18 protein-coding genes are annotated in these 18,673 nt (G+C 61.3%); 6 read left to right on the top strand and 12 right to left on the bottom strand.

Annotated elements, in window-relative coordinates; translation table 11 throughout:
- Positions 1-3 precede the first annotated feature (3 nt).
- Complete coding sequence (locus tag ACZ881_RS02720) at positions 4-750, bottom strand: SOS response-associated peptidase (protein ID WP_476112676.1); 747 nt, start codon at positions 748-750, stop codon at positions 4-6.
- Between the two features lie 168 nt (positions 751-918).
- Between ACZ881_RS02720 and ACZ881_RS02715 the strand changes: the two genes are divergently transcribed.
- The 3 genes from ACZ881_RS02715 to ACZ881_RS02705 all read left to right on the top strand — a co-directional run bounded on the left by ACZ881_RS02715 (position 919) and on the right by ACZ881_RS02705 (position 3,038).
- A complete protein-coding gene (locus ACZ881_RS02715) occupies positions 919-1,176 on the top strand; it encodes a mycoredoxin (RefSeq protein WP_017197512.1) in 258 nt (85 codons plus the stop codon).
- 141 nt (positions 1,177-1,317) lie between these two features.
- Positions 1,318-2,403, top strand: a complete 1,086-nt coding sequence (locus ACZ881_RS02710; protein WP_178993470.1) for an S-(hydroxymethyl)mycothiol dehydrogenase — start codon at positions 1,318-1,320, stop codon at positions 2,401-2,403.
- Positions 2,400-3,038 carry an MBL fold metallo-hydrolase gene (locus ACZ881_RS02705; RefSeq protein ID WP_476112371.1) on the top strand — a complete coding sequence of 213 codons (639 nt, stop codon included), beginning with the start codon at positions 2,400-2,402 and terminating at the stop codon, positions 3,036-3,038. Before ACZ881_RS02710 ends, ACZ881_RS02705 begins: the two co-directional genes overlap by 4 nt.
- Positions 3,039-3,073: 35 nt before the next feature.
- On the opposite strand, the gene ACZ881_RS02700 is transcribed toward ACZ881_RS02705, so the two are convergent.
- The 4 genes from ACZ881_RS02700 to ACZ881_RS02685 form a co-directional block, all read right to left on the bottom strand.
- A complete protein-coding gene (locus tag ACZ881_RS02700) occupies positions 3,074-5,392 on the bottom strand; it encodes an FdhF/YdeP family oxidoreductase (protein ID WP_476112369.1) in 2,319 nt (772 codons plus the stop codon).
- Positions 5,393-5,478: 86 nt separating this feature from the next.
- Positions 5,479-6,228, bottom strand: coding sequence for a lipoate--protein ligase family protein (locus ACZ881_RS02695; RefSeq protein WP_420178232.1), 750 nt, complete (start codon positions 6,226-6,228; stop codon positions 5,479-5,481).
- Positions 6,228-7,031, bottom strand: a complete 804-nt coding sequence (locus tag ACZ881_RS02690) for a thioesterase family protein (protein ID WP_178993466.1) — start codon at positions 7,029-7,031, stop codon at positions 6,228-6,230. Before ACZ881_RS02690 ends, ACZ881_RS02695 begins: the two co-directional genes overlap by 1 nt.
- 31 nt (positions 7,032-7,062) lie before the next feature.
- On the bottom strand, positions 7,063-7,551 hold the full coding sequence (locus tag ACZ881_RS02685; protein ID WP_476112367.1) for a DedA family protein: 489 nt from the start codon (positions 7,549-7,551) through the stop codon (positions 7,063-7,065).
- Positions 7,552-7,665: 114 nt separating this feature from the next.
- Here ACZ881_RS02685 and ACZ881_RS02680 point away from each other — a divergent pair, with 114 nt between their 5' ends.
- Positions 7,666-8,640, top strand: a complete 975-nt coding sequence (locus ACZ881_RS02680) for a hypothetical protein (RefSeq protein ID WP_476112366.1) — start codon at positions 7,666-7,668, stop codon at positions 8,638-8,640.
- On the opposite strand, the gene ACZ881_RS02675 is transcribed toward ACZ881_RS02680, so the two are convergent.
- Together ACZ881_RS02675 and ACZ881_RS02670 are read right to left on the bottom strand one after the other, a co-directional pair.
- Positions 8,637-10,139, bottom strand: coding sequence for an FAD-dependent oxidoreductase (locus ACZ881_RS02675; protein WP_476112364.1), 1,503 nt, complete (start codon positions 10,137-10,139; stop codon positions 8,637-8,639). The two genes, ACZ881_RS02680 and ACZ881_RS02675, sit on opposite strands and share 4 nt — an antisense overlap.
- A 68-nt stretch (positions 10,140-10,207) precedes the next feature.
- Positions 10,208-10,699 (bottom strand): DNA alkylation repair protein, encoded by a 492-nt coding sequence (locus ACZ881_RS02670; protein ID WP_476112362.1) that lies wholly within the window; start codon positions 10,697-10,699, stop codon positions 10,208-10,210.
- 60 nt (positions 10,700-10,759) lie between these two features.
- Here ACZ881_RS02670 and ACZ881_RS02665 point away from each other — a divergent pair, with 60 nt between their 5' ends.
- Positions 10,760-11,848 (top strand): PDDEXK nuclease domain-containing protein, encoded by a 1,089-nt coding sequence (locus tag ACZ881_RS02665; RefSeq protein ID WP_476112361.1) that lies wholly within the window; start codon positions 10,760-10,762, stop codon positions 11,846-11,848.
- A 6-nt stretch (positions 11,849-11,854) separates the two neighbouring features.
- On the opposite strand, the gene ACZ881_RS02660 is transcribed toward ACZ881_RS02665, so the two are convergent.
- Positions 11,855-12,829 (bottom strand): dienelactone hydrolase family protein, encoded by a 975-nt coding sequence (locus ACZ881_RS02660; protein WP_476112360.1) that lies wholly within the window; start codon positions 12,827-12,829, stop codon positions 11,855-11,857.
- A gap of 126 nt (positions 12,830-12,955) precedes the next feature.
- Between ACZ881_RS02660 and ACZ881_RS02655 the strand changes: the two genes are divergently transcribed.
- The gene (locus ACZ881_RS02655) at positions 12,956-14,443 is read left to right on the top strand and encodes an HNH endonuclease (RefSeq protein WP_476112358.1); all 1,488 of its coding nucleotides are present in this window, start codon (positions 12,956-12,958) and stop codon (positions 14,441-14,443) included.
- Between the two features lie 101 nt (positions 14,444-14,544).
- Here the strand turns inward: ACZ881_RS02655 and nrdF are convergent, their stop codons facing one another.
- The 4 genes from nrdF to nrdH form a co-directional block, all read right to left on the bottom strand.
- On the bottom strand, positions 14,545-15,519 hold the full coding sequence (gene nrdF, locus ACZ881_RS02650; protein ID WP_011775019.1) for a class 1b ribonucleoside-diphosphate reductase subunit beta: 975 nt from the start codon (positions 15,517-15,519) through the stop codon (positions 14,545-14,547).
- Positions 15,520-15,641: 122 nt separating this feature from the next.
- Positions 15,642-17,783, bottom strand: coding sequence for a class 1b ribonucleoside-diphosphate reductase subunit alpha (nrdE, locus tag ACZ881_RS02645; RefSeq protein WP_476112674.1), 2,142 nt, complete (start codon positions 17,781-17,783; stop codon positions 15,642-15,644).
- An 11-nt stretch (positions 17,784-17,794) separates the two neighbouring features.
- A complete protein-coding gene (gene nrdI / locus ACZ881_RS02640; RefSeq protein WP_091467904.1) occupies positions 17,795-18,265 on the bottom strand; it encodes a class Ib ribonucleoside-diphosphate reductase assembly flavoprotein NrdI in 471 nt (156 codons plus the stop codon).
- Between the two features lie 63 nt (positions 18,266-18,328).
- Positions 18,329-18,571: a glutaredoxin-like protein NrdH gene (nrdH, locus tag ACZ881_RS02635; RefSeq protein ID WP_476112356.1), complete on the bottom strand. Its 243-nt coding sequence runs from the start codon at positions 18,569-18,571 to the stop codon at positions 18,329-18,331.
- Positions 18,572-18,673 lie beyond the last annotated feature (102 nt).

The following is an 18,673-nucleotide window of genomic DNA, read 5'->3' as shown; positions in this document are numbered from 1 at the left end:
CTCCTAGAAGAGACCCTCTACCGGTTCGATGAGTTCCGGTGAGTTGTTACGGACATTGCCCACTGCGGCCCCCACCGGGTCCAGCGTCCAAGCAGCGGCGGCGTCGTGTGCCCTGGACCGGACCATGTCCACCAACCCCTGGGCGTCTTTCCCGCGCGGATCCAACCACGCTTCCATCGTCTCAGTGCTCATGGGCAACGGAACCCTGTCATGGAGGGCAGTCAGTTCGTCAAACACCGAAGCACTGCGCCGGGTTCGCGCCTCCTCCACCGTTGGGGTGTCGGCGGTCAGGATGGACATGGACAGCAACCAGCGGCCCGGATCATCAGGGGAAGCTGACTGGTCCCGCCACCACTCGTACAAGCCCGCAAAGACCAGACCGTGGCCGTCCGCCGGATGCACATAGTACGGTTGCTTGTTCTTGCCCTCGCCCTTCTTCCACTCGTAGTAGCCATCCGCGGGAACCGCACAACGCCTGGACACCGCAGCTTTCTTGAAGGGCGGCTTCTCCAACAACGTTTCGCTGCGGGCGTTGATAAGCCTCGCGCCGCCCTTGGGGTCCTTCGCCCATGAGGGCACCAGCCCCCACTTCGCGACGTGGAGCTGTCGCTTAACGTCGTCGTCAATCAGTCTCTCCAACACAATGGGAACAGCATCCGTAGGAGCCACATTCCACGATTTCCCGAGGGCAATCTCGTTCTCAAGCTCGGCGTCGAAATCGGCAAGCAGGTCCCCCACCGCACGGGCCATCACATAACGTCCACACATGGCAACAGTCTGCCCCCTCCCCGCCGAACGCACCAGCGCAGGCATGTGACGTAACCCGGCTTCGCCACCGAACGGGAATTATTCGGACGCGGGTTACCGTTGATAACAACGAACCATCCCGTGCAAACGATCAATACTGAGGAGAGCTCTGTGGACTTCACTCCCGACTCCGGCACCATCACCATGTTCTCGACCACCTGGTGCGGCTACTGCAACCGCCTGAAGAAGCAGCTGGACGCCAAAGGCATCGGCTACACCGAGATCAACATCGAAGAAGTGGATGGCACTGCCGAACTCGTCGAGCAGCTCAACGGAGGCAACCGTACGGTCCCCACCGTCCTCTTCCCCGACGGAACCGCGGCCACCAACCCCTCAGCCTCCGAAGTCGAAAACCGCTTGGCCGCATAAGCTGCCCACTCGGCTACTGCCTGGGCCCGCACGGAACAATCCACATACTGTCTGTCACCTGTGATAGACAGAATGGGAATCCGTAGCGGGCCCTGCTGCATTAAGGGGCCTGCCCTCCGAGAGCCCGAAGGGAACATCTCCATGGTCCACGCAGTCAAAGGTGTCGTCGTCCGATCCAAAGGCGCACCCGCAACCCTAGAAACCATCCTGGTTCCCGAACCCGGACCGGGAGAAGCACTGGTAGACATCCTCACCAGCGGCGTCTGCCACACAGACCTCCACTACAAACTGGGCGGCATCAGCGACGATTTTCCGTTCCTGCTCGGCCACGAAGCCACCGGCGTTGTCAGCGCGGTGGGCCCCGATGTCACCGATGTAGCCCCCGGCGACCGCGTCGTCCTCAACTGGCGGGCAGTCTGCGGTAACTGTCGTGCTTGCAACCGCGGCCAAGCCCAGTACTGCTTCAACACCCACAACGCCACCCAAAAAATGACCCTCGAGGACGGCACGGAACTCTCGCCCGCCCTGGGCATCGGCGCGTTCACCGAAAAGACCCTGGTCGCCGCCGGACAATGCACCAAGGTAGACCCCGACGCCGATGCCGCCGCTGTCGGGCTGCTCGGCTGCGGCGTCATGGCAGGCTTGGGTGCGGCACTGAACACCGGCGGCGTCAAGCGTGGCGACTCGGTGGCCGTCATTGGTTGCGGCGGCGTGGGCGTAGCAGCCATCGCCGGTGCCGCGCTCGCAGGCGCCACCACCATCATCGCCGTCGACATCGACGCAAAGAAGCTCGAGCGCGCCAAAGAACTCGGCGCGACACACACCGTGGATTCATCCACGGGAGACCCTGTCGAAGAAATCCGCGCCCTGACAGGCGGCTTCGGCGCAGACGTGGTGATTGACGCCGTCGGACGTCCCGAAACCTACAAGCAGGCGTTCTACGCCCGCGACCTCGCAGGCACCGTGGTCCTGGTTGGTGTCCCCACTCCGGAGATGACACTGGAACTACCACTTCTTGACGTCTTCGGCCGAGGCGGATCACTCAAGTCATCCTGGTACGGCGACTGCCTGCCCTCCAGGGACTTCCCCATGCTCGTGGACCTCTACAAGCAGGGCAAGCTGGACCTGGACGCATTCGTGACCGAGCGCATCACCATCAACCAGGTCGAAGAAGCGTTCGACAAGATGCATCAAGGCGCCGTCCTGCGATCGGTGGTTGAGCTGTGAGCGCCGGCAACCTCTCAATCGATCACGTCGTTACTTCCGGGACATTCTCCCTGGACGGCGGAACCTGGGACGTTGACAACAACGTCTGGATCATCGGCGACGACTCCGAATGCATCGTCATCGACCCCGCCCACAACCCCGAAGCGATTCGCGAGGCCGTGGGCGGCCGCACCGTCAAAGCTATTTTGCTGACCCACGGCCATGACGACCACATCAGTTCCGCCGGCGCGTTTTGGGAGCTCGTCAAAGCTCCCATCCACCTGCACCAGGACGACTGGATGCTATGGCGGGCAGTGTTCCCCGAAATTGATCCCGATGTGGCAATCGTGGACGGCGACGAGTTCACCATTGCCGGTGCAACACTGAAAGCGATCCACACTCCCGGACACTCGCCCGGGTCTGTCTCGTTCCACCTGCCCAGCGAAGAAACACTCTTCAGCGGAGACACACTCTTCCAAGGCGGACCCGGTGCGACGGGACGCTCATACAGCGACTTCCCCACCATCATCGAGTCCATCCGGACCAAGCTCCTCCCCCTGCCCGAGGCAACCGTGGTCCGCACCGGACACGGCGATTCCACCACCATCGGCGCGGAAAAGCCGCACCTGGATGAGTGGATCGCCAGGGGTCACTAGCTCCAGCGCGAGCCAGCTTCACGGTTTCGTTCGCGTCAGCCGGCTGCCGACCCGTATACCGGGGCGGCGGCCGGCTCAAGCCTGATAATCACCGACTTCGAGGCCGGAGTATTACTCTCCTCCGCCGTCGAATCCAACGGCACCAGGACGTTCGCCTCCGGATAGTAAGCAGCTGCGCATCCCCGCGCACTGGGGTACGCGACCAAACGCAACTGAGGCAGGACACGGTCAACGCCGTCGTCGGCCTCGCTGTGTACATCCACGTAGCCCCCGTCCTCGAAACCCAATTCGGCCAGGTCCGAGGGGTTGACCAAGAGGACCATGCGGCCTTTCTTTATGCCCCGGTACCGATCGTTCATGGCATACGTGGTGGTGTTGAACTGATCATGTGACCGGATTGTTTGCAGGAGCAGGCGGCCCTTGGGAATCGTCATTGTCTCAAGCTCGTTGACGGAGAACATGGCCTTGCCCGTTGCTGTGGGGAATGTCCTGCTGTCCCTTGGCCCGTGCGGCAAGACGAAGCCATCCTCCTCACGGATGCGGGCATTGAAATCCTCAAACCCCGGCACGACGCGGGATATGTGATCCCGGATGGCGTCATAGTCGCGTCCCAGCCCGACCCAGTCAACCGGCACTTTATCGCCCAGGACAGCTTGGGCCATGCCGCTGACGATGGCCACCTCGGACAACACATTCGGGGCTATTGGCTCAAGCGGACCCACCGAGCGATGTACCGCGCAGACCGTGTCCTCCACGGTGACAAACTGCGCCACGCCGCCCTGCCTGTCGATCTCTGTCCGACCCAACGTCGGCAAGATCAGGGCCTGCTCACCTACCACCACATGGGAGCGGTTGAGCTTGGTTGAGATTTGTACCGACAGACGCGTTTTCCGCACCGCCGCTTCAGCAACCTTGGTGTCTGAAATTGCGTGGACCAGGTTACCTCCCAACGCGATCAGGACTTTGATCCTGCCATCCCGCATGCCCCTAATGCTGTCCACTGCATCGACGCCGGGATTCTGTGGCGGGGCAAAGCCGAACTCCCGCTTGATTGCCTCCAGGAACCATGACGGCATCTTCTCCCAAATGCCCATGGTCCGGTCACCCTGGACGTTGCTGTGTCCACGGATCGGGCACGGCCCTGCGCCGGGCTTTCCGATGTTGCCGCGTAACAGGAGCAGGTTGATGATCTCCTTGATGGTGGGCACGGCCTTCTTGTGCTGCGTAATACCCATGGCCCACGTGATGATGACCTTTTCGGCACGGACGTACCTTGCGGCCAGTTCATCAATATCGGCGCTGCCAAGCCCAGTGGCAATGAGGACATCGCGTTCATTTAATGTGGCGAGGTGAGCTGCCAAACCGACGAAGCCCTGGCAATGCTCATCTATGAACGTGCGGTCCAGCACCCTTCCGGGAGCAGCCCTCTCGGCATCGAGGACACGCTTCGAAAGTGCCTGCAACAATGCCATATCCCCGGCAATGCGGATTTGCAGGAACTGGCCTGCCAGATCTGTGCCCTTGCCTACTAATCCCCGAGGCCGTTGCGGGTTCCGGAAGTTGATCAGACCAGCCTCGGGCAACGGATTCACGGCCACAATCTCCGCGCCCGCTTCTTTCGCTTCCTCCAGGGCCGTAAGCATCCGCGGATGGCAGGTTCCCGGGTTCTGGCCCATGATGATGATCAGGTCAGCCTTGGCAAAGTCCGCATAGGTGATGGCAGACTTCCCCACCCCGATGGTTTCCCCCATCGCGACCCCTGTGGATTCGTGGCACATGTTGGAGCAGTCGGGGAGATTATTGGTTCCGAATGCCCGAACGAAAAGTTGATAGAGGAACGCTGCCTCGTTGCTCGTGCGTCCGCTGGTATAGAACGTCGCCTGGTCAGGGGTCCCAAGCCCGTTCAGCTCCTGGGCGATGACCTCAAACGCCCGGTCCCAACTCACAGGTTCATAATGATCAGAGCCCGCAGCCTTATAGACCGGTTCCACCAACCTTCCTTGCTGTCCCAGCCAGTACTCGGATTTGGACTCCAAGGCACCCAAGGTGTTGTCCGCCCAGAACTGCGTGGGAATCCTGAGTGGCTCCGCCTCCCACCCGATTGCCTTGGCGCCGTTCTCGCAAAATTCAGCCGCCTTACGTTCCGGCGGGTCAGGCCAGGCGCAACTCATGCAATCGAAACCGTCCTTTTGGTTGACGGCCCGTAGTGTCTTCCACGCCCGGGACGGCCCCATATCGGCCATGGCGTGCGGGAGTGTTTCGCTCAGACTGGGCAATCCCGCGGCGGATCTCTTGGGCGGGCTGACGCTGATGCCTACGTCAGAATCCTCAATAGGGTGCTTCTTCCGGCCCATTGTTCCACCGCGATCCGCGTGCTTGGGAAACCCTGTCTAATTCAGACTAGACCCGGGCACCAACACGCTCAACGGACCTGCGGCGACTAGGCCAGCAAAGTCTGGAAGTCGCCGTCGATGATGTCTGCGTAACCGCGGTAAGCCTCAATCACGGCGTCCTCCACCGTTGCTACGTCCAGATGCGGCAGCAGGTCATTCGCAGCCCCGGCAGTGGCGGTGTCCCATTCGAGGCCGAGCGCAGCATAACTCGCGGCCAGTACCTCGCGAATGGGTTTGGAGTCCTCCACCACGATCACGGAGCTGAACAGCCAACCTCCGGAGACGACGCGTTGGGCAGTGCCGATGAGCTTGATGCGGTGAGCAGGAAAATCGGGGTCCTCACCGTGGACGCTGAACTCCCCCGGACAGTACTCCCCCGGAATTTCGCCGACGGCGGCATGGACGCCGACGCTGCGAAGCGCACCGGCCAGCAGCTCACCAAACTCCGAGAAACGGGCTTTGGCACGCACGATCGCGTCGGGATGCGGCTCAATATGATCTATGACCAAGGTCCCTTGGTGATACGCGGCGGCGCGGCCCCCGGCTTTGCGTATCAGGGGCTCAAAACCGAGTTCCCGGCATGCCTCCTCCGCTGCGTGAAAACCAGGAAGGTTTGCATCGCGCTGGCCGAAAGCCACGGTAGGTTGCGGACGATACAGGCGGAGGGACGGACCGAGCTTGCCGTTGCGGGCACGCTGAAGCAGCTCCAAGGCGAAATCGAGGTCTCCCGCCGCCCCCATCGAATCCTTCTGGCGATAAACCGTAAGCTGGCGGGTCCCTGCTTCCGAGCCGCCCATCAACTCTTCCTCAACGTCAGGATCTGTTCAGCCCGCCCAAAAGGTCCGTTGGCATCATGGAGCACAGTGGATGTCAGGCCGATGCCGTCAGCCCCGAAAGAGACCTTGTTGTCCAGCCCCAACCATTCACCAGACGGAGCACGATACATGTGAATCTGAAGATCAACATTGGGAAAAATGTAGCTGTTTTCGCCCGGCGGAACTCGGGCCGCGATGCCGTTCGCGGTGTCCACCAAGCCCATGAGGCGGGCGAGATCGGTGCTGTCGTGTTGGTCGGTCAGCGGGTGGGATGTCCGGATCCACACCTTCCCTGATCCTGGACGGTGTCCTTCGGCAATGCGCATCTCCAAGGACCGGATGTATCCCCCGGGCCACACGCTGGCGCCATCCCATGGCTTGCATTCGTCGGGGGCCGGCATGGACTCGTCTTCCACTGCGGCTACAGCACTGGTGTCGCTGGTGACCATACGCCACGCGGCAGCACGGATAGCCACACGGCCTCCCGCGGAAAGCTCTGCCTGGATAAGTTCGATGGTCCGTCCCGGCCTCAACGTCGATGTGGTCACCTGGAACTCGCCGCCGGGAATCAGCCCGAGGATTTCGTAGCTGATCCGCGCCAGGCGGACGTCGTCCCGGGGTTCATGGCGCACCAGGGCATCGGCAATGATGCCCGAGGCGGGGGCCATGTGTTGTTCATGGGGATTCCACGCACCTTGGGCATGGATGGTGGACCGGTAGCGGCCCTCGCCCAATGATTCGTAGTAAAAATCGCCGTCCGCCAGTTCCGGTAATGCAGTAGTCAACCCAGGCCTTTCGCCGATCCAGCTGTAGAACTCAGACCACTGTATCCGCTGATTTGGTCCTCGCCCGACGCCGACGGAACACGACAACCCAGACGACGATGGCCGCCAAGGCTGCGATTCCCACCGCAGCACCAACTGGCGACGCCGCCGCTACCGCCAGCCACGCCTCCAATGCAGCAAGGCCAATGGTCGCGTAAAGCAGTGCCCAGATGACAGAACCCGTCACGGCGGCGGGCAAGTACCGCCGGAGCGGCATGCGGGCAGCGCCCGCTGCAAGGTTGATGGCCGTCTGGAGGCCGATGGTCAGGAAAGAGAGTACGACGGCGTATGGTCCCCAGCGCTGTATCAGGGCCTGGGCCCGCGCTGCTTTGGGCCGCTCCAAAGAATCACCGAAGCGGGTGTGCGCGAGTCCGGCCACCGCTCCCCGCCCAATCCAGTAGGTGACGTTGACGCGGATCATGACGATCGCGAAGAGCGCCGCGAGTGCGACGCCGAAAGGCAAACTCATGATCTGGTCCACTCGACTTAGGCTACCCTAAGCAGCGGGTCAATGAAGACCCGGGCTCATGTACTGCACGGCGGAAACTCTGGACGTGCCAAACCGTAGGACCAGTGCGAACCCTAGGATGAGTGGATGGACCTCCGCGATGCCGCCCAGGAGCTGTACGCCGTGACACCCCGTGATTTCACGGCGGAACGAACCGCGCTTGTCCGCAAAGCGAAGGTTGCCGGCCAGAAGGACCTGGCTAAAGAGATTGGCAACCTCCCAAAGCCGGCCGCCGGCGCCTGGGCCATCAACATGCTGGCCGTTCACAAGCCCGAGGTGATTGACGGCGTCGTACGCTTTGGTGTTTCGCTGCGAACCGCCCAAGAGGAGGGCGACGCAGAAGCGTTCCGCGAACTCGGACAGCAGCGCCAAAGCCAACTGACATCTGCTGTGCATGCGGCAAAGGATCTTGCCTCCGAGCTTGGCGCTCCTCTTAGTGCTGCCGCGGCATCCGACGTTGAGCAAACGTTCAGGGCCGCCATGGCCGATGCCGGGGCCGCCGCCGCGGTAGGAACCGGGCGGCTGGTGCGGGGGCTCAGCGGGAGCGGCTTTGAGGCAGTGGACCTTACAGGTGCCATCGCTGCGACCGGGCCGGATGACGAAGCTGGCCCCGTATCTGCGAAGGCGCCTGCAAAGCGCGCGGCCAAGACGGAACCGGCGACAACTCCCAGGGCCGCCACGACCTCCAAACAGAAGCCGTCCAAAGAGAAAACATCCAAAGACGAAGCGACGTCCCTCGCCGATCGGCGTGCCGCCAAACAACAAGCAGCACTGGAAGTGGCCCGCCGCGAATTCGAAGCCGCCGACAAGGACGCCAGGGAAGCAGAAGCGGCAGCAGCCGAGGCGTGGGACACCGTCAAAGAGTTAGCCGGCCGTCGAACAGACCTCAAATCCGAGATCGAAGACATCAAGAAGCGTCTGGCCACTCTTGAAGCCGAACTCATTGGGATTACCCGTGATGCGGAATCCGCGGAATCAGACAAGAAGCGTGCGGTCCGGGCCGCAACGCAGCAACGACGCGCCGCGGACCAAGCCCAACGGCGCGTCGAGCGGCTGAGCTAGTCCTTCTTCTTAGCCGGCGACTTCTGCAGGTGGTGCGTGGCCGGGCCTTCCAGGTACTTTCCTTCCGGGGTGAAGCGCGAACCGTGCAAGGGGCAGTCCCACGATTTTTCAGCGTCGTTCCAGGTCAATAATCCGCCCAAGTGCGCGCAGCTGGCGGACACCATGCAGACCTTCCCGTCCACGGTGGACACCGCCGCCGGCTCGCCCTTGTAGAGCCCGACGACGCCACTGCCTTCCGGTGGGCGCGTTGCGTCAGTGATTTCAGGGTTGCTCCTGACCTTGGCTTTGTCCTCGATCATCCGTTTGGCGGTGCTGGCATTGAGGCGAATGGCTTGGATGGCACCTTGGGGTGATGTGACCCGGTGATGGATGGCCGTGGCCCAGTCGGACTGGCCACCCAGGATGTCCGAGGTGATGGACAGGGCAGCAGCCACCCCGTTGCTCATCCCCCATTTGTTGTAGCCGGTGCCAAAGAAGATCCGTCCGTGGCCACGGGGAAGTTTGCCGAAGAACGGCATCAGGTTAGTGGCTTGATAGTCCTGCGCCGACCAGGTGTGGGTCACCTCGGCACCGGGGTAGTGCTCATTGGCCCATCCCAGCAGGTCATTCAGATGCTGTTGCGGCGAAGTGGCGCGGCCACCGGTATGCCCGTAGCCGCCAACCAAGAGCAACTCGCCCTCGGGAGTGGGATAGGTCCGCTGGGATCGGGTTGGCGCGTCGATGGACAGGTACATTCCCTTCGGAATGTCCCCTGCCACGCGAAGGGCGGCGGCGTAGGAACGGTTCGGTTCGAGCTTGGCGAAGTACAAGCCGCGGTCCAGGATGGGCGTTCCTGTGGCAACCACCACAGTGTCCGCAGTGAACGTTCCTTTGCGGGTGGCCACTTCCAACGGCAGATCTGAGCCCACGTTCTGGACCTGCACGCCCTCAACGATCAGGCCGCCGTGCTCCCGGACATCGCTGGCGAGGGTCTCAAGGACATCCATGGGGTGGATCTGCGCTTGGTCTTCGAGCTCCAGCGCCTCCACAACAGGGAACGGCAATCCGGGATCACGGCTGAAATGGACATCCAAACCCGCGTCCCGCGAAACGGCAGCTTCCTTGCGGAGCCGCTGCCCGCCCTCGTCGGTGGTTGCGAAGGTGACCGCGGTCCTGCGCTGGAAGGGGACGCCTTGCTGCTCCATGTACTGCGCAAGCCAGGCTTGTCCGGTCTTGTTGGCTTCCACATAGGCCTGGACCACCTTCAGCGAGTACTGACTGCGCAACGCGGAAAGCACACCGCCCTGCAGGAGGCTCAGCTTGCCAGTGGTATTTCCCGTAGTCACAGCGCCTAGTGTTCGGGCCTCGAAAACCACCACGCGCTGGCCGGAGCGGGACAAGAGCAACGCTGCGACCATTCCGGTGAGGCCGGCGCCCACCACAATCGTGTCAAAGTGCTTCTCAGCGGGGATTGCGTCAGACGTGAAGTGAGATTTGCGGTCTAGCCATAGCGATTTCATCGAACAATCCGCCTCTCAAACTCACTGGCATGTGTTGAGGGAAACGCTAGGCGGGTCGCTGGTGCTTATCAAGGGGTGGCGGTGTCTCTCGCCAGAGCCGCTGCATGCCGTAGTTCGGGGTCAGGATCAATCGCCCAACGTTCCAGTACGCGTTCTGCGCGTTCCTTCGCGAGTCCCTCCAGCCGCGCAATGAGAGGCCTCACAACGTCTGCAGCCAGGGGATCCACCAGCTCCCGGGTTCCTGCACGCCTGATGAAGCCTTCGATACGGGTGAGGTCCGTGTTGACGAGAAGCCCGACCTTGGTTTGCAGCAGAACCACCGCTGCGAGGCGGCGTTCGAAGACCGGCTCCTCCCAAAGTTCCGAGCTCAGGGCAGTGATGTCGTCATGGTTGAGGTTCTTGTACCGCTTCAGCGCATCCCGGACCGTGCCACGCACCGCGCCCACGGACGCGCCGTATACCTTCAGGCTCCCGCCCAGTCGCTCACTGGCCTCTGCCGCCTTCTCCCAGGTCGATTCCATCTGCAGGGTGTAGTCCACGAATTCACCGGCTTCACTCACCTGTCTATTTTGTCAGTGCCTCCCCCTAGCGTGATGACAACAGCAATCGACAGGAGCAACATGCCGTCCCAAGAGCTCGCCACCGAGGCATCCTTTCCGGGTGTCCCCGCTGCTTCGTCCATGCCCGACTGGTACCCGACACTGCTCAACACCGTGGCTCAAGAGGTCCGTGTCGGCAGGACCCGGGCGCTGGCAGCCGCCAATAGCGAGTTGTTGAATTCTTACTGGAGTATCGGCCGGCAGCTCGCCGAGCGTGAATCCCAGCAAGGCTGGGGAGCCAAGGTGGTCACCCGCTTGTCCGCCGACATCCGCACACGGTTCCCGGAAGCAAAAGGCTTCTCCCCCAGGAACCTGAGGTACATGAAGAGCTTCGCCCAGGCATGGCCGGACTTTCAAATGTTGCAAGCGCCGCTTGCAACATTGCCCTGGTACCACCAGATCGCACTGCTTGAAAAGCTCGACGACGCCGCCACGCGCCTTTGGTACGCCGCGGCGGCTGCCCAACACGGATGGTCGCGCAACGTGCTGACCCACCAGATCTCAACGCGTCTGCACGAACGCTCAGGGCAGGCCATCACCAACTTCAAAACCACCATGATCCCTGCCGATTCGGACCTCGCGCAGCAGGCGACCAAGGACCCCTACGTCTTTGACTTTCTGTCCATGAGTGATCGGCACACCGAACGGGACCTGGAGCTGCAGTTGGTGAAACACGTGGAGAAATTCCTGCTGGAGCTGGGCCAGGGTTTCGCCTTCGTTGGTGAGCAGGTGCGGCTGGAGATTGCCGGGGACGAGTTCTTCGCGGATCTGCTCTTCTATCATCTGAAGTTGCGCTGCTACATGGTCATCGAACTCAAGGCCGTGAAGTTCGAACCTGGGTTCCTCGGTCAATTGGGTATGTATATGGCGGCCGTGGACGACCTCATGGCGCATCCCGACGACAAGCCCACCATCGGCCTGCTGTTGTGCAAAGAGAAGAACAGCGTGGTGGCCGAGTACGCCTTGCGTGGGTTCAACGCTCCTGTGGGCATCGCGGAGTGGAAAACCTCCCTTGCTGACTCCTTGCCTGATGAGTTGGTGGCGAGCCTGCCGAGTATCGAGACCTTGGAGGCCGAGCTGGCGAGCGAGGCTGCACGGTTGCAGGGCTAGGGGTGTTTAGACGTTGTCCTTGAACCATGTCAGGGTGTCGTTCCAAGCCGCAGTTGCCTGGGCCTCCACGTAGCGCTCACCTGTGTCATTGTGGAACGCGTGGTCCACGCCGGGGTACACCTTGAGCTGGTGCTTGACCGTTGAGGCATCCAAGGCTGCCTGCAGTTGGGGCATCGCGCCGGTGATACGTGCATCGTTCTCCGCGTAGACGCCAAAGACCGCCGGTTTGATGGAGGGGACCTTGGCCAGGTCCGGCGCGGGACCGTAGAAGGCGGATGTTGCTTTCAGTCCTTCGACCTCGGTGCTTGCCTGCCATGTGATGCCGCCGCCGAAGCAGAAACCCACCATGGCGATCCGGCCCTCTTCGACGAAGTCCTGGCCCTTGAGGTGTTCGAAGGCGGCTTTGAAATCGTCCACGTGCCTTTGGGCGCCCGCCTGCGTCAGAGCGCCGGGGACAGCATCCGGATCCATACTCGCTGTGCCGCCCTCCCTGCTCAGCAAATCCAGCGCCAGCGCCGCGTACCCTTCCTTGGCGAAGCGCCGGGCGACGTCCTGGATGTGCGGCGTGAGCCCTCGGTTTTCATGGCAGATCAAGACGCCGGGACCCTTTTGGCTCCCCTCGGGCCTAGCCAGGTACGCGCTGATTTCCGTCCCGTTTGCGGGGAACGTCACTGTTGCCGTCGTCAGGCCCGCAGCACCTTCCGGGACAGATAACGGACTCTTGGCGTTGGGAACTGCAGTGGTCGCGGTCCCTGTTCTTGCCGCCTCGGATGTCGGTGAAGGCGTGGGCATGGGGTCGGTGGTTTGGGGAACCTCGTCCGGTGTACAGCCCACCAAAGTCATGGCCGCCGCAGCCGCGGTCATGCTTCCCATGATGAACGCCACCCGTCTGGTGAACGTCTTGTGCGACATGTCCCCCGACCGGAAGTCGTCGTAGAACTCTTCGATCAAGTACTTTTCGAACTTGCCCAGCTGAGTCATGGTGAACCTCCCGAAGATGGCAGTTATCCTCCCCTGATGTGAAGACGCGGACAAGGGCGGGATGGTTCAATCTCAGTCCCGGGCGAAGCGTCTAAAAATGTCAGTGCCTCCTGCGAGAGTAGGGACATGGAGCAGATCCGGGAAAGGCAAACGAAGACAGCGGTGTCCGCTGCGCCTCTTCGTGCCATTTCCCGAGGCGTGTCTCAACCCGGCGCGGTTTCGGCCGGTTCGGTTTCGGCCGGTTCGGTTTCGGCCGGCACCGTGAGTGGGGACCTGATTGAGCAGTTGCGGGTTTTGGAGGAGATGAAGTCGGCCATTACGGCTTTGCAGGCGCGGGTTGCTGTGGCTTTTGATCTTGCCCAGCGTGCCGAGCAGGCCGAGGCCGGTGTTCCTGTTTCGGAGCGTGGCAGTGGTGTGGGTGCTCAGGTGGCGTTGGCCCGGCGGGAGTCGCCGAATCGTGGGTCCCGGTTGCTGGGTTTGGCGAAGGCCCTTGTGCTGGAGATGCCGCGGACGTTGGCGGCCCTGAAGGCGGGGCAGTTGAATGAGTGGCGGGCCACGCTGCTGGTGAAGGAGACGGCGTGTTTGTCTGTTGAGGACCGGTGCGCGGTGGATGAGGAGCTCGCTCCCGATACCGGGACTTTTGAGGGGAAGGGCGATAAGGCGATTGTTGCGGCGGCGAAGGCTGCGGCGTATCGGCGGGATCCGCGGTCGGTGGTCGGGCGTGCCAGCCGTGCCGCCGCCGAGCGGATGGTGAGCCTGCGCCCGGCGCCGGACACCATGACGTACCTGACCGCGCTGCTTCCTGTGGCCCAAGGGGTGGCTGTTTACGCTGCTCTTTGCCAGGCTGCTGATTCGGCCCGTTCCAGCGGTGATGCGGGCTCTGGTGTTGTCCCGACCCGTGGTCAGGTCATGGCCGATACCTTGGTCGAGCGCGTCACCGGCACACCTGGCGGGATTTCAGGGATCAACCTGGACCTCGTCATGACCGACCGCACCCTGTTCCAAGGTGACAGCGAACCAGCCCGGCTCAAGGGCTACGGAATAGTCCCCGGAGAATGGGCAAGGGAACTTCTCGGCCCGGGACAAACCGCAACCGCGAAACCGACTGCAACCCAGGGGCAGACCGCAACCCTGGAACTGACCGCAACCTTGGGGCAGGCAGCGGCGAACCTATCCTCCGGCCGGGGGCGAACCGGCAAAGATCACGCGGGAACGCCGGATACAGAGCTCACTGTCTGGCTTCGCCGGCTCTACACCGCGCCGGCCAGTGGCGAGCTCCTGAGCATGGACTCCAAAGCCCGGCTCTTCCCGACGAGGCTTCGGCGTTTCATTGAAACCCGCGACGATACCTGCCGGATGCCGTACTGCGATGCGCCCATCCGGCATATCGACCATGTGGTTCCTTGGCGTTCCGGAGGGAAAACAAACCTCGCCAACGGTGCAGGACTGTGCGAGGCGTGCAACCACACCAAGGAAAACCCCGGCTGGGCCACCAAAACCGTACACGCCGACGTGCACGGGGGTACGCACACCCTGGAAATCAGCACCCCCACCGGGCACAGCTATCAATCGAAAGCCCCACCCCTACCCGGACACCGCCCCTCCAGAACGTAACCACTCATCGGCGGCGCTGCGACGCCTCAAGTTGCGCACAAAAAAGGCGGACAGCGATCGCTCGTTGTCCGCCTTCTAAAAGTCGACTTATAGACGACGTCTTAGAACTCCCAGTCCTCATCTTCCGTGTTGACAGCTTTGCCAATCACGTAGGAGGAGCCTGAGCCGGAGAAGAAGTCGTGGTTCTCGTCGGCGTTCGGGGACAATGCCGAGAGGATGGCCGGGTTCACGTCGGTGACGGAAGCCGGGAACATGGCCTCGTAGCCGAGGTTCATGAGCGCTTTGTTGGCGTTGTAGTGCAGGAACTTCTTGACGTCCTCGGCCAGGCCGACACCGTCGTAGAGGTCGTGCGTGTACTGGACTTCGTTTTCGTACAGCTCGAAGAGGAGCTCGAACGTGTAGTCCTTAATTTCCTGCTTGCGGGCCTCGGAAACCTTCTCCAAGCCCTTCTGGAACTTGTAGCCGATGTAGTAGCCATGCACGGCCTCATCGCGAATGATGAGGCGAATGAGGTCAGCCGTGTTCGTGAGCTTGGCTCGCGAGGACCAGTACATGGGCAGGTAGAAGCCCGAGTAGAACAGGAAGCTCTCCAGCAGCGTGGAGGCAACCTTGCGCTTCAGGGGATCGTCGCCCTGGTAGTAGTCCATGACGATCTGGGCCTTCTTCTGCAGGTTCTCGTTTTCGAGGGACCAGCGGAAAGCGTCGTCAATCTCCTTGGTGGAGCACAGGGTGGAGAAGATGGACGAGTAGGACTTGGCGTGCACCGACTCCATGAAAGCGATGTTGGTGTACACAGCTTCTTCGTGCGGGGTGATCGCGTCCGGAATCAGCGAGACGGCGCCGACGGTGCCCTGGATGGTGTCCAAGAGAGTGAGGCCAGTGAAAACGCGCATGGTGAGCTGCTGCTCGTCCGGCGTCAGTGTGTGCCACGACTGGACGTCGTTGGACAGCGGCACCTTCTCCGGGAGCCAGAAGTTATTGACCAGGCGGTTCCAGACTTCCACGTCCTTGTCGTCCTGGATCTTGTTCCAGTTGATGGCCTCGACGTGTGTCAGCAGCTTGACCTTTTCGGTCATTTCATCCCCTTAAAGCGATGGTTTTCTTGAGATAAGCCTACGACGGCGGGTGGTAACCCGCCGTCGTGCTCTTTAGTTTTATGTGAGGCCGAGGCCTCAACTAATCAACCAAAAACGGTTGACTACAGCATGCAGCTGACGCAGCCTTCCACCTCAGTCCCTTCCAGCGCGAGCTGGCGGAGACGGATGTAGTAGAGGGTCTTGATGCCCTTGCGCCATGCGTAGATCTGCGCCTTGTTGATGTCACGCGTGGTGGCGGTGTCCTTGAAGAACAGCGTCAGGGACAGGCCCTGGTCCACGTGCTGCGTGGCAGCGGCGTAGGTGTCGATGATCTTCTCGTAGCCGATTTCGTACGCATCCTGGTAGTACTCCAGGTTGTCGTTGGTCAGGTACGGAGCCGGGTAGTAAACGCGGCCGATCTTGCCTTCCTTGCGGATTTCGATCTTGGCGGCCACCGGGTGGATCGAGGACGTGGAGTTGTTGATGTAGCTGATGGAACCGGTAGGCGGCACGGCCTGCAGGTTCTGGTTGTAGATACCGTGCTCCATGACGGAAGCCTTCAGCTCGCGCCAGTCATCCTGGGTGGGGATGTGGTGGCCGGCGAAGAGCTCGCGGACGCGCTCCGTCTCCGGAACCCATTCCTGCTCGGTGTACTTGTCGAAGAACTCACCGGAAGCGTAGGTGGACTTCTCGAATCCGCCGAACTTCTGGCCGGTCTCAATGGCCAGGCGGTTGGAAGCGCGCAGGGCGTGGAACAGCACCGTGTAGAAGTAGATGTTGGTGAAGTCCAGGCCCTCTTCGGAACCGTAGTGGACGTGCTCACGGGCAAGGTAGCCGTGGAGGTTCATCTGGCCGAGGCCAATCGCGTGGCTCTGGGCATTGCCCTGGGCGATGGAAGGCACGGAGTTGATATACGACATGTCCGAAACAGCGCTGAGGGCGCGGATGGAAGTCTCAATGGAGAGTCCAAAGTCCGGCGAATCCATGGTCTTGGCGATGTTCATGGAACCGAGGTTGCAGGAAATGTCCTTGCCAACGGTCTCGTAGCTGAGGTCCTCGGCGTAGATGGACGGCGAAGAAACCTGCAGGATCTCCGAGCACAGGTTGCTCATGGTGATCTTGCCGTCGATCGGGTTGGCCCGGTTCACGGTGTCCTCGAACATGATGTACGGGTAGCCGGACTCGAACTGGATCTCCGCGAGAGTCTGGAAGAACTCGCGGGCGCTGATCTTGGTCTTCTTGATCCGGGAATCATCAACCATCTCGTAGTACTTCTCGGTCACCGAAATATCGGAGAACGGAACGCCGTAGACCTTCTCGACGTCGTACGGGGAGAAGAGGTACATGTCCTCGTTCTTCTTGGCGAGCTCGAACGTGATGTCCGGAACCACGACGCCCAAGGAAAGCGTCTTGATGCGGATCTTCTCGTCAGCGTTCTCACGCTTGGTGTCCAGGAAGCGGTGGATGTCCGGGTGGTGGGCGTGCAGGTACACGGCACCTGCGCCCTGGCGGGCACCGAGCTGGTTGGCGTAGGAGAAGCTGTCTTCGAGGAGCTTCATCACGGGGATGACGCCGGAGGACTGGTTCTCGATCTGCTTAATCGGGGCGCCGTGCTCGCGGATGTTGGTGAGCGAAAGAGCTACACCGCCGCCGCGCTTGGAGAGTTGGAGGGCGGAGTTGATGGCGCGGGCAATCGACTCCATGTTGTCCTCGATGCGGAGCAGGAAGCACGAGACGAGCTCGCCGCGCTGAGCCTTGCCGGCATTGAGGAACGTGGGAGTGGCCGGCTGGAAGCGGCCGTCAATGATTTCGTCGACGAGGCGGTTGGCCAGCTCTTCGTCACCGCGGGCCAGGTGGAGGGCCACCATGCAGACGCGGTCTTCGTAGCGCTCGAGGAAACGCTTGCCGTCAAAAGTCTTCAGCGTGTAAGACGTGTAGAACTTGAAGGCGCCGAGGAAGGTCTCGAAGCGGAACTTCTTTTTGTACGCGCGGTTGAAGAGGTCGCGGATGAAGTTCATTGTGTACTGGTCGAGGGTTTCGCGCTCGTAGTACTGGTTCTTCACCAAGTAGTCGAGCTTCTCTTCCAGGTCGTGGAAGAACACCGTGTTGTTGTTCACGTGCTGCAGGAAGTACTGGTGCGCAGCTTCACGGTCGGCTTCGAACTGGATCTCACCGTTGGGGCCATACAGGTTCAGCATGGCGTTGAGCTCGTGATAACCCAAGCCCTTGAAAGCCTCAGGCAGCGGCTTCTTGACCGTGTCCACAGCGCCCCCGGTTACTTCTGTTTCTGCGACAGTTGTGTCCAAAACTTTTCCAGCCCTTCGTTGACCCGTTGAACGTCTTCCGGCGTCCCCATGAGTTCAAATTTGTAAAGATGCGGCACCTTGCACTTGACGGAGATGATGTCCCCCGCTGCGCAGTAGTTATCCGCGAAATTGGTGTTCCCTGCTCCAATAACACCCCGGATCAGTTTCCTGTTCCGGGGATCGTTCAAAAACCTGATGACCTGTTTCGGCACCGAACCTTCACCGTTTGTTCCGCCGTAAGTGGGCAGCACAAGGACGAAAGGTTCAAGGGCCTGAAGCGGCGCATCCTGGGCATAGAGCGGGATGCGCGCTGCATCCCTGCCCAATTTTTGGACGAATCGTTTGGTGTTCTCGGAAGTCGAGGAAAAGTAGATGAGGTGACTCCTGGTGGTGACAGCTTCCGCAGCTTCGCGTACGGTTGCCGTTGCCAGCGGTGCCATGGGAGTCACCTCCACTACATAGGAATTCTGAGTTTGCTGTGGTGGCGAAGTTTGAATGGAAACTTAGGCCACGGAGGAAACAGCCTGGGCCAGTTCCTCGATCTTGTCCGGACGGAAACCAGACCAGTGGTCCTGCTCGGTCACGACAACCGGCGCCTGCATGTAGCCCAGGGCCTTGAGGCGCTCAAGGGCCTCGACATCCTGGGAGATGTCGACACTCTGGTAGGCAATGCCCTTCTTGTCGAGTGCGCGGTAGGTTGCGTTGCACTGAACACAGGCCGGCTTCGTGTAAACCGTAACGGTCATGATCCCTGTCCCCTTAGTTGAAGTCTGTCGCTCTTCGTATCTGGCGGGCTCAACCGGAACTAGTTTCTGAATCCGATACCGGCCCGCGGGCTGCTGTGGCAG

The organism is Paenarthrobacter sp. TE3676 (genome assembly GCF_056279165.1).
Note: the sequence above shows the minus strand (reverse complement) of the source record. Positions and strands in the feature narration are given on the sequence as shown.

Bases quoted from the DNA above. Each gene is read 5' to 3' on its own strand.
- ACZ881_RS02720 (WP_476112676.1), bottom strand. From the start codon at position 750: ATGGCCCGTGCGGTGGGGGACCTGCTTGCCGATTTCGACGCCGAGCTT.
- ACZ881_RS02710 (WP_178993470.1), top strand. From the start codon at position 1,318: ATGGTCCACGCAGTCAAAGGTGTCGTCGTCCGATCCAAAGGCGCACCC.
- ACZ881_RS02700 (WP_476112369.1), bottom strand. From the start codon at position 5,392: ATGGGCCGGAAGAAGCACCCTATTGAGGATTCTGACGTAGGCATCAGC.
- ACZ881_RS02695 (WP_420178232.1), bottom strand. From the start codon at position 6,228: ATGGGCGGCTCGGAAGCAGGGACCCGCCAGCTTACGGTTTATCGCCAG.
- ACZ881_RS02680 (WP_476112366.1), top strand. From the start codon at position 7,666: ATGGACCTCCGCGATGCCGCCCAGGAGCTGTACGCCGTGACACCCCGT.
- ACZ881_RS02675 (WP_476112364.1), bottom strand. From the start codon at position 10,139: ATGAAATCGCTATGGCTAGACCGCAAATCTCACTTCACGTCTGACGCA.
- ACZ881_RS02665 (WP_476112361.1), top strand. From the start codon at position 10,760: ATGCCGTCCCAAGAGCTCGCCACCGAGGCATCCTTTCCGGGTGTCCCC.
- ACZ881_RS02660 (WP_476112360.1), bottom strand. From the start codon at position 12,829: ATGACTCAGCTGGGCAAGTTCGAAAAGTACTTGATCGAAGAGTTCTAC.
- ACZ881_RS02655 (WP_476112358.1), top strand. From the start codon at position 12,956: ATGGAGCAGATCCGGGAAAGGCAAACGAAGACAGCGGTGTCCGCTGCG.
- nrdF (WP_011775019.1), bottom strand. From the start codon at position 15,519: ATGACCGAAAAGGTCAAGCTGCTGACACACGTCGAGGCCATCAACTGG.
- nrdI (WP_091467904.1), bottom strand. From the start codon at position 18,265: ATGGCACCGCTGGCAACGGCAACCGTACGCGAAGCTGCGGAAGCTGTC.
- nrdH (WP_476112356.1), bottom strand. From the start codon at position 18,571: ATGACCGTTACGGTTTACACGAAGCCGGCCTGTGTTCAGTGCAACGCA.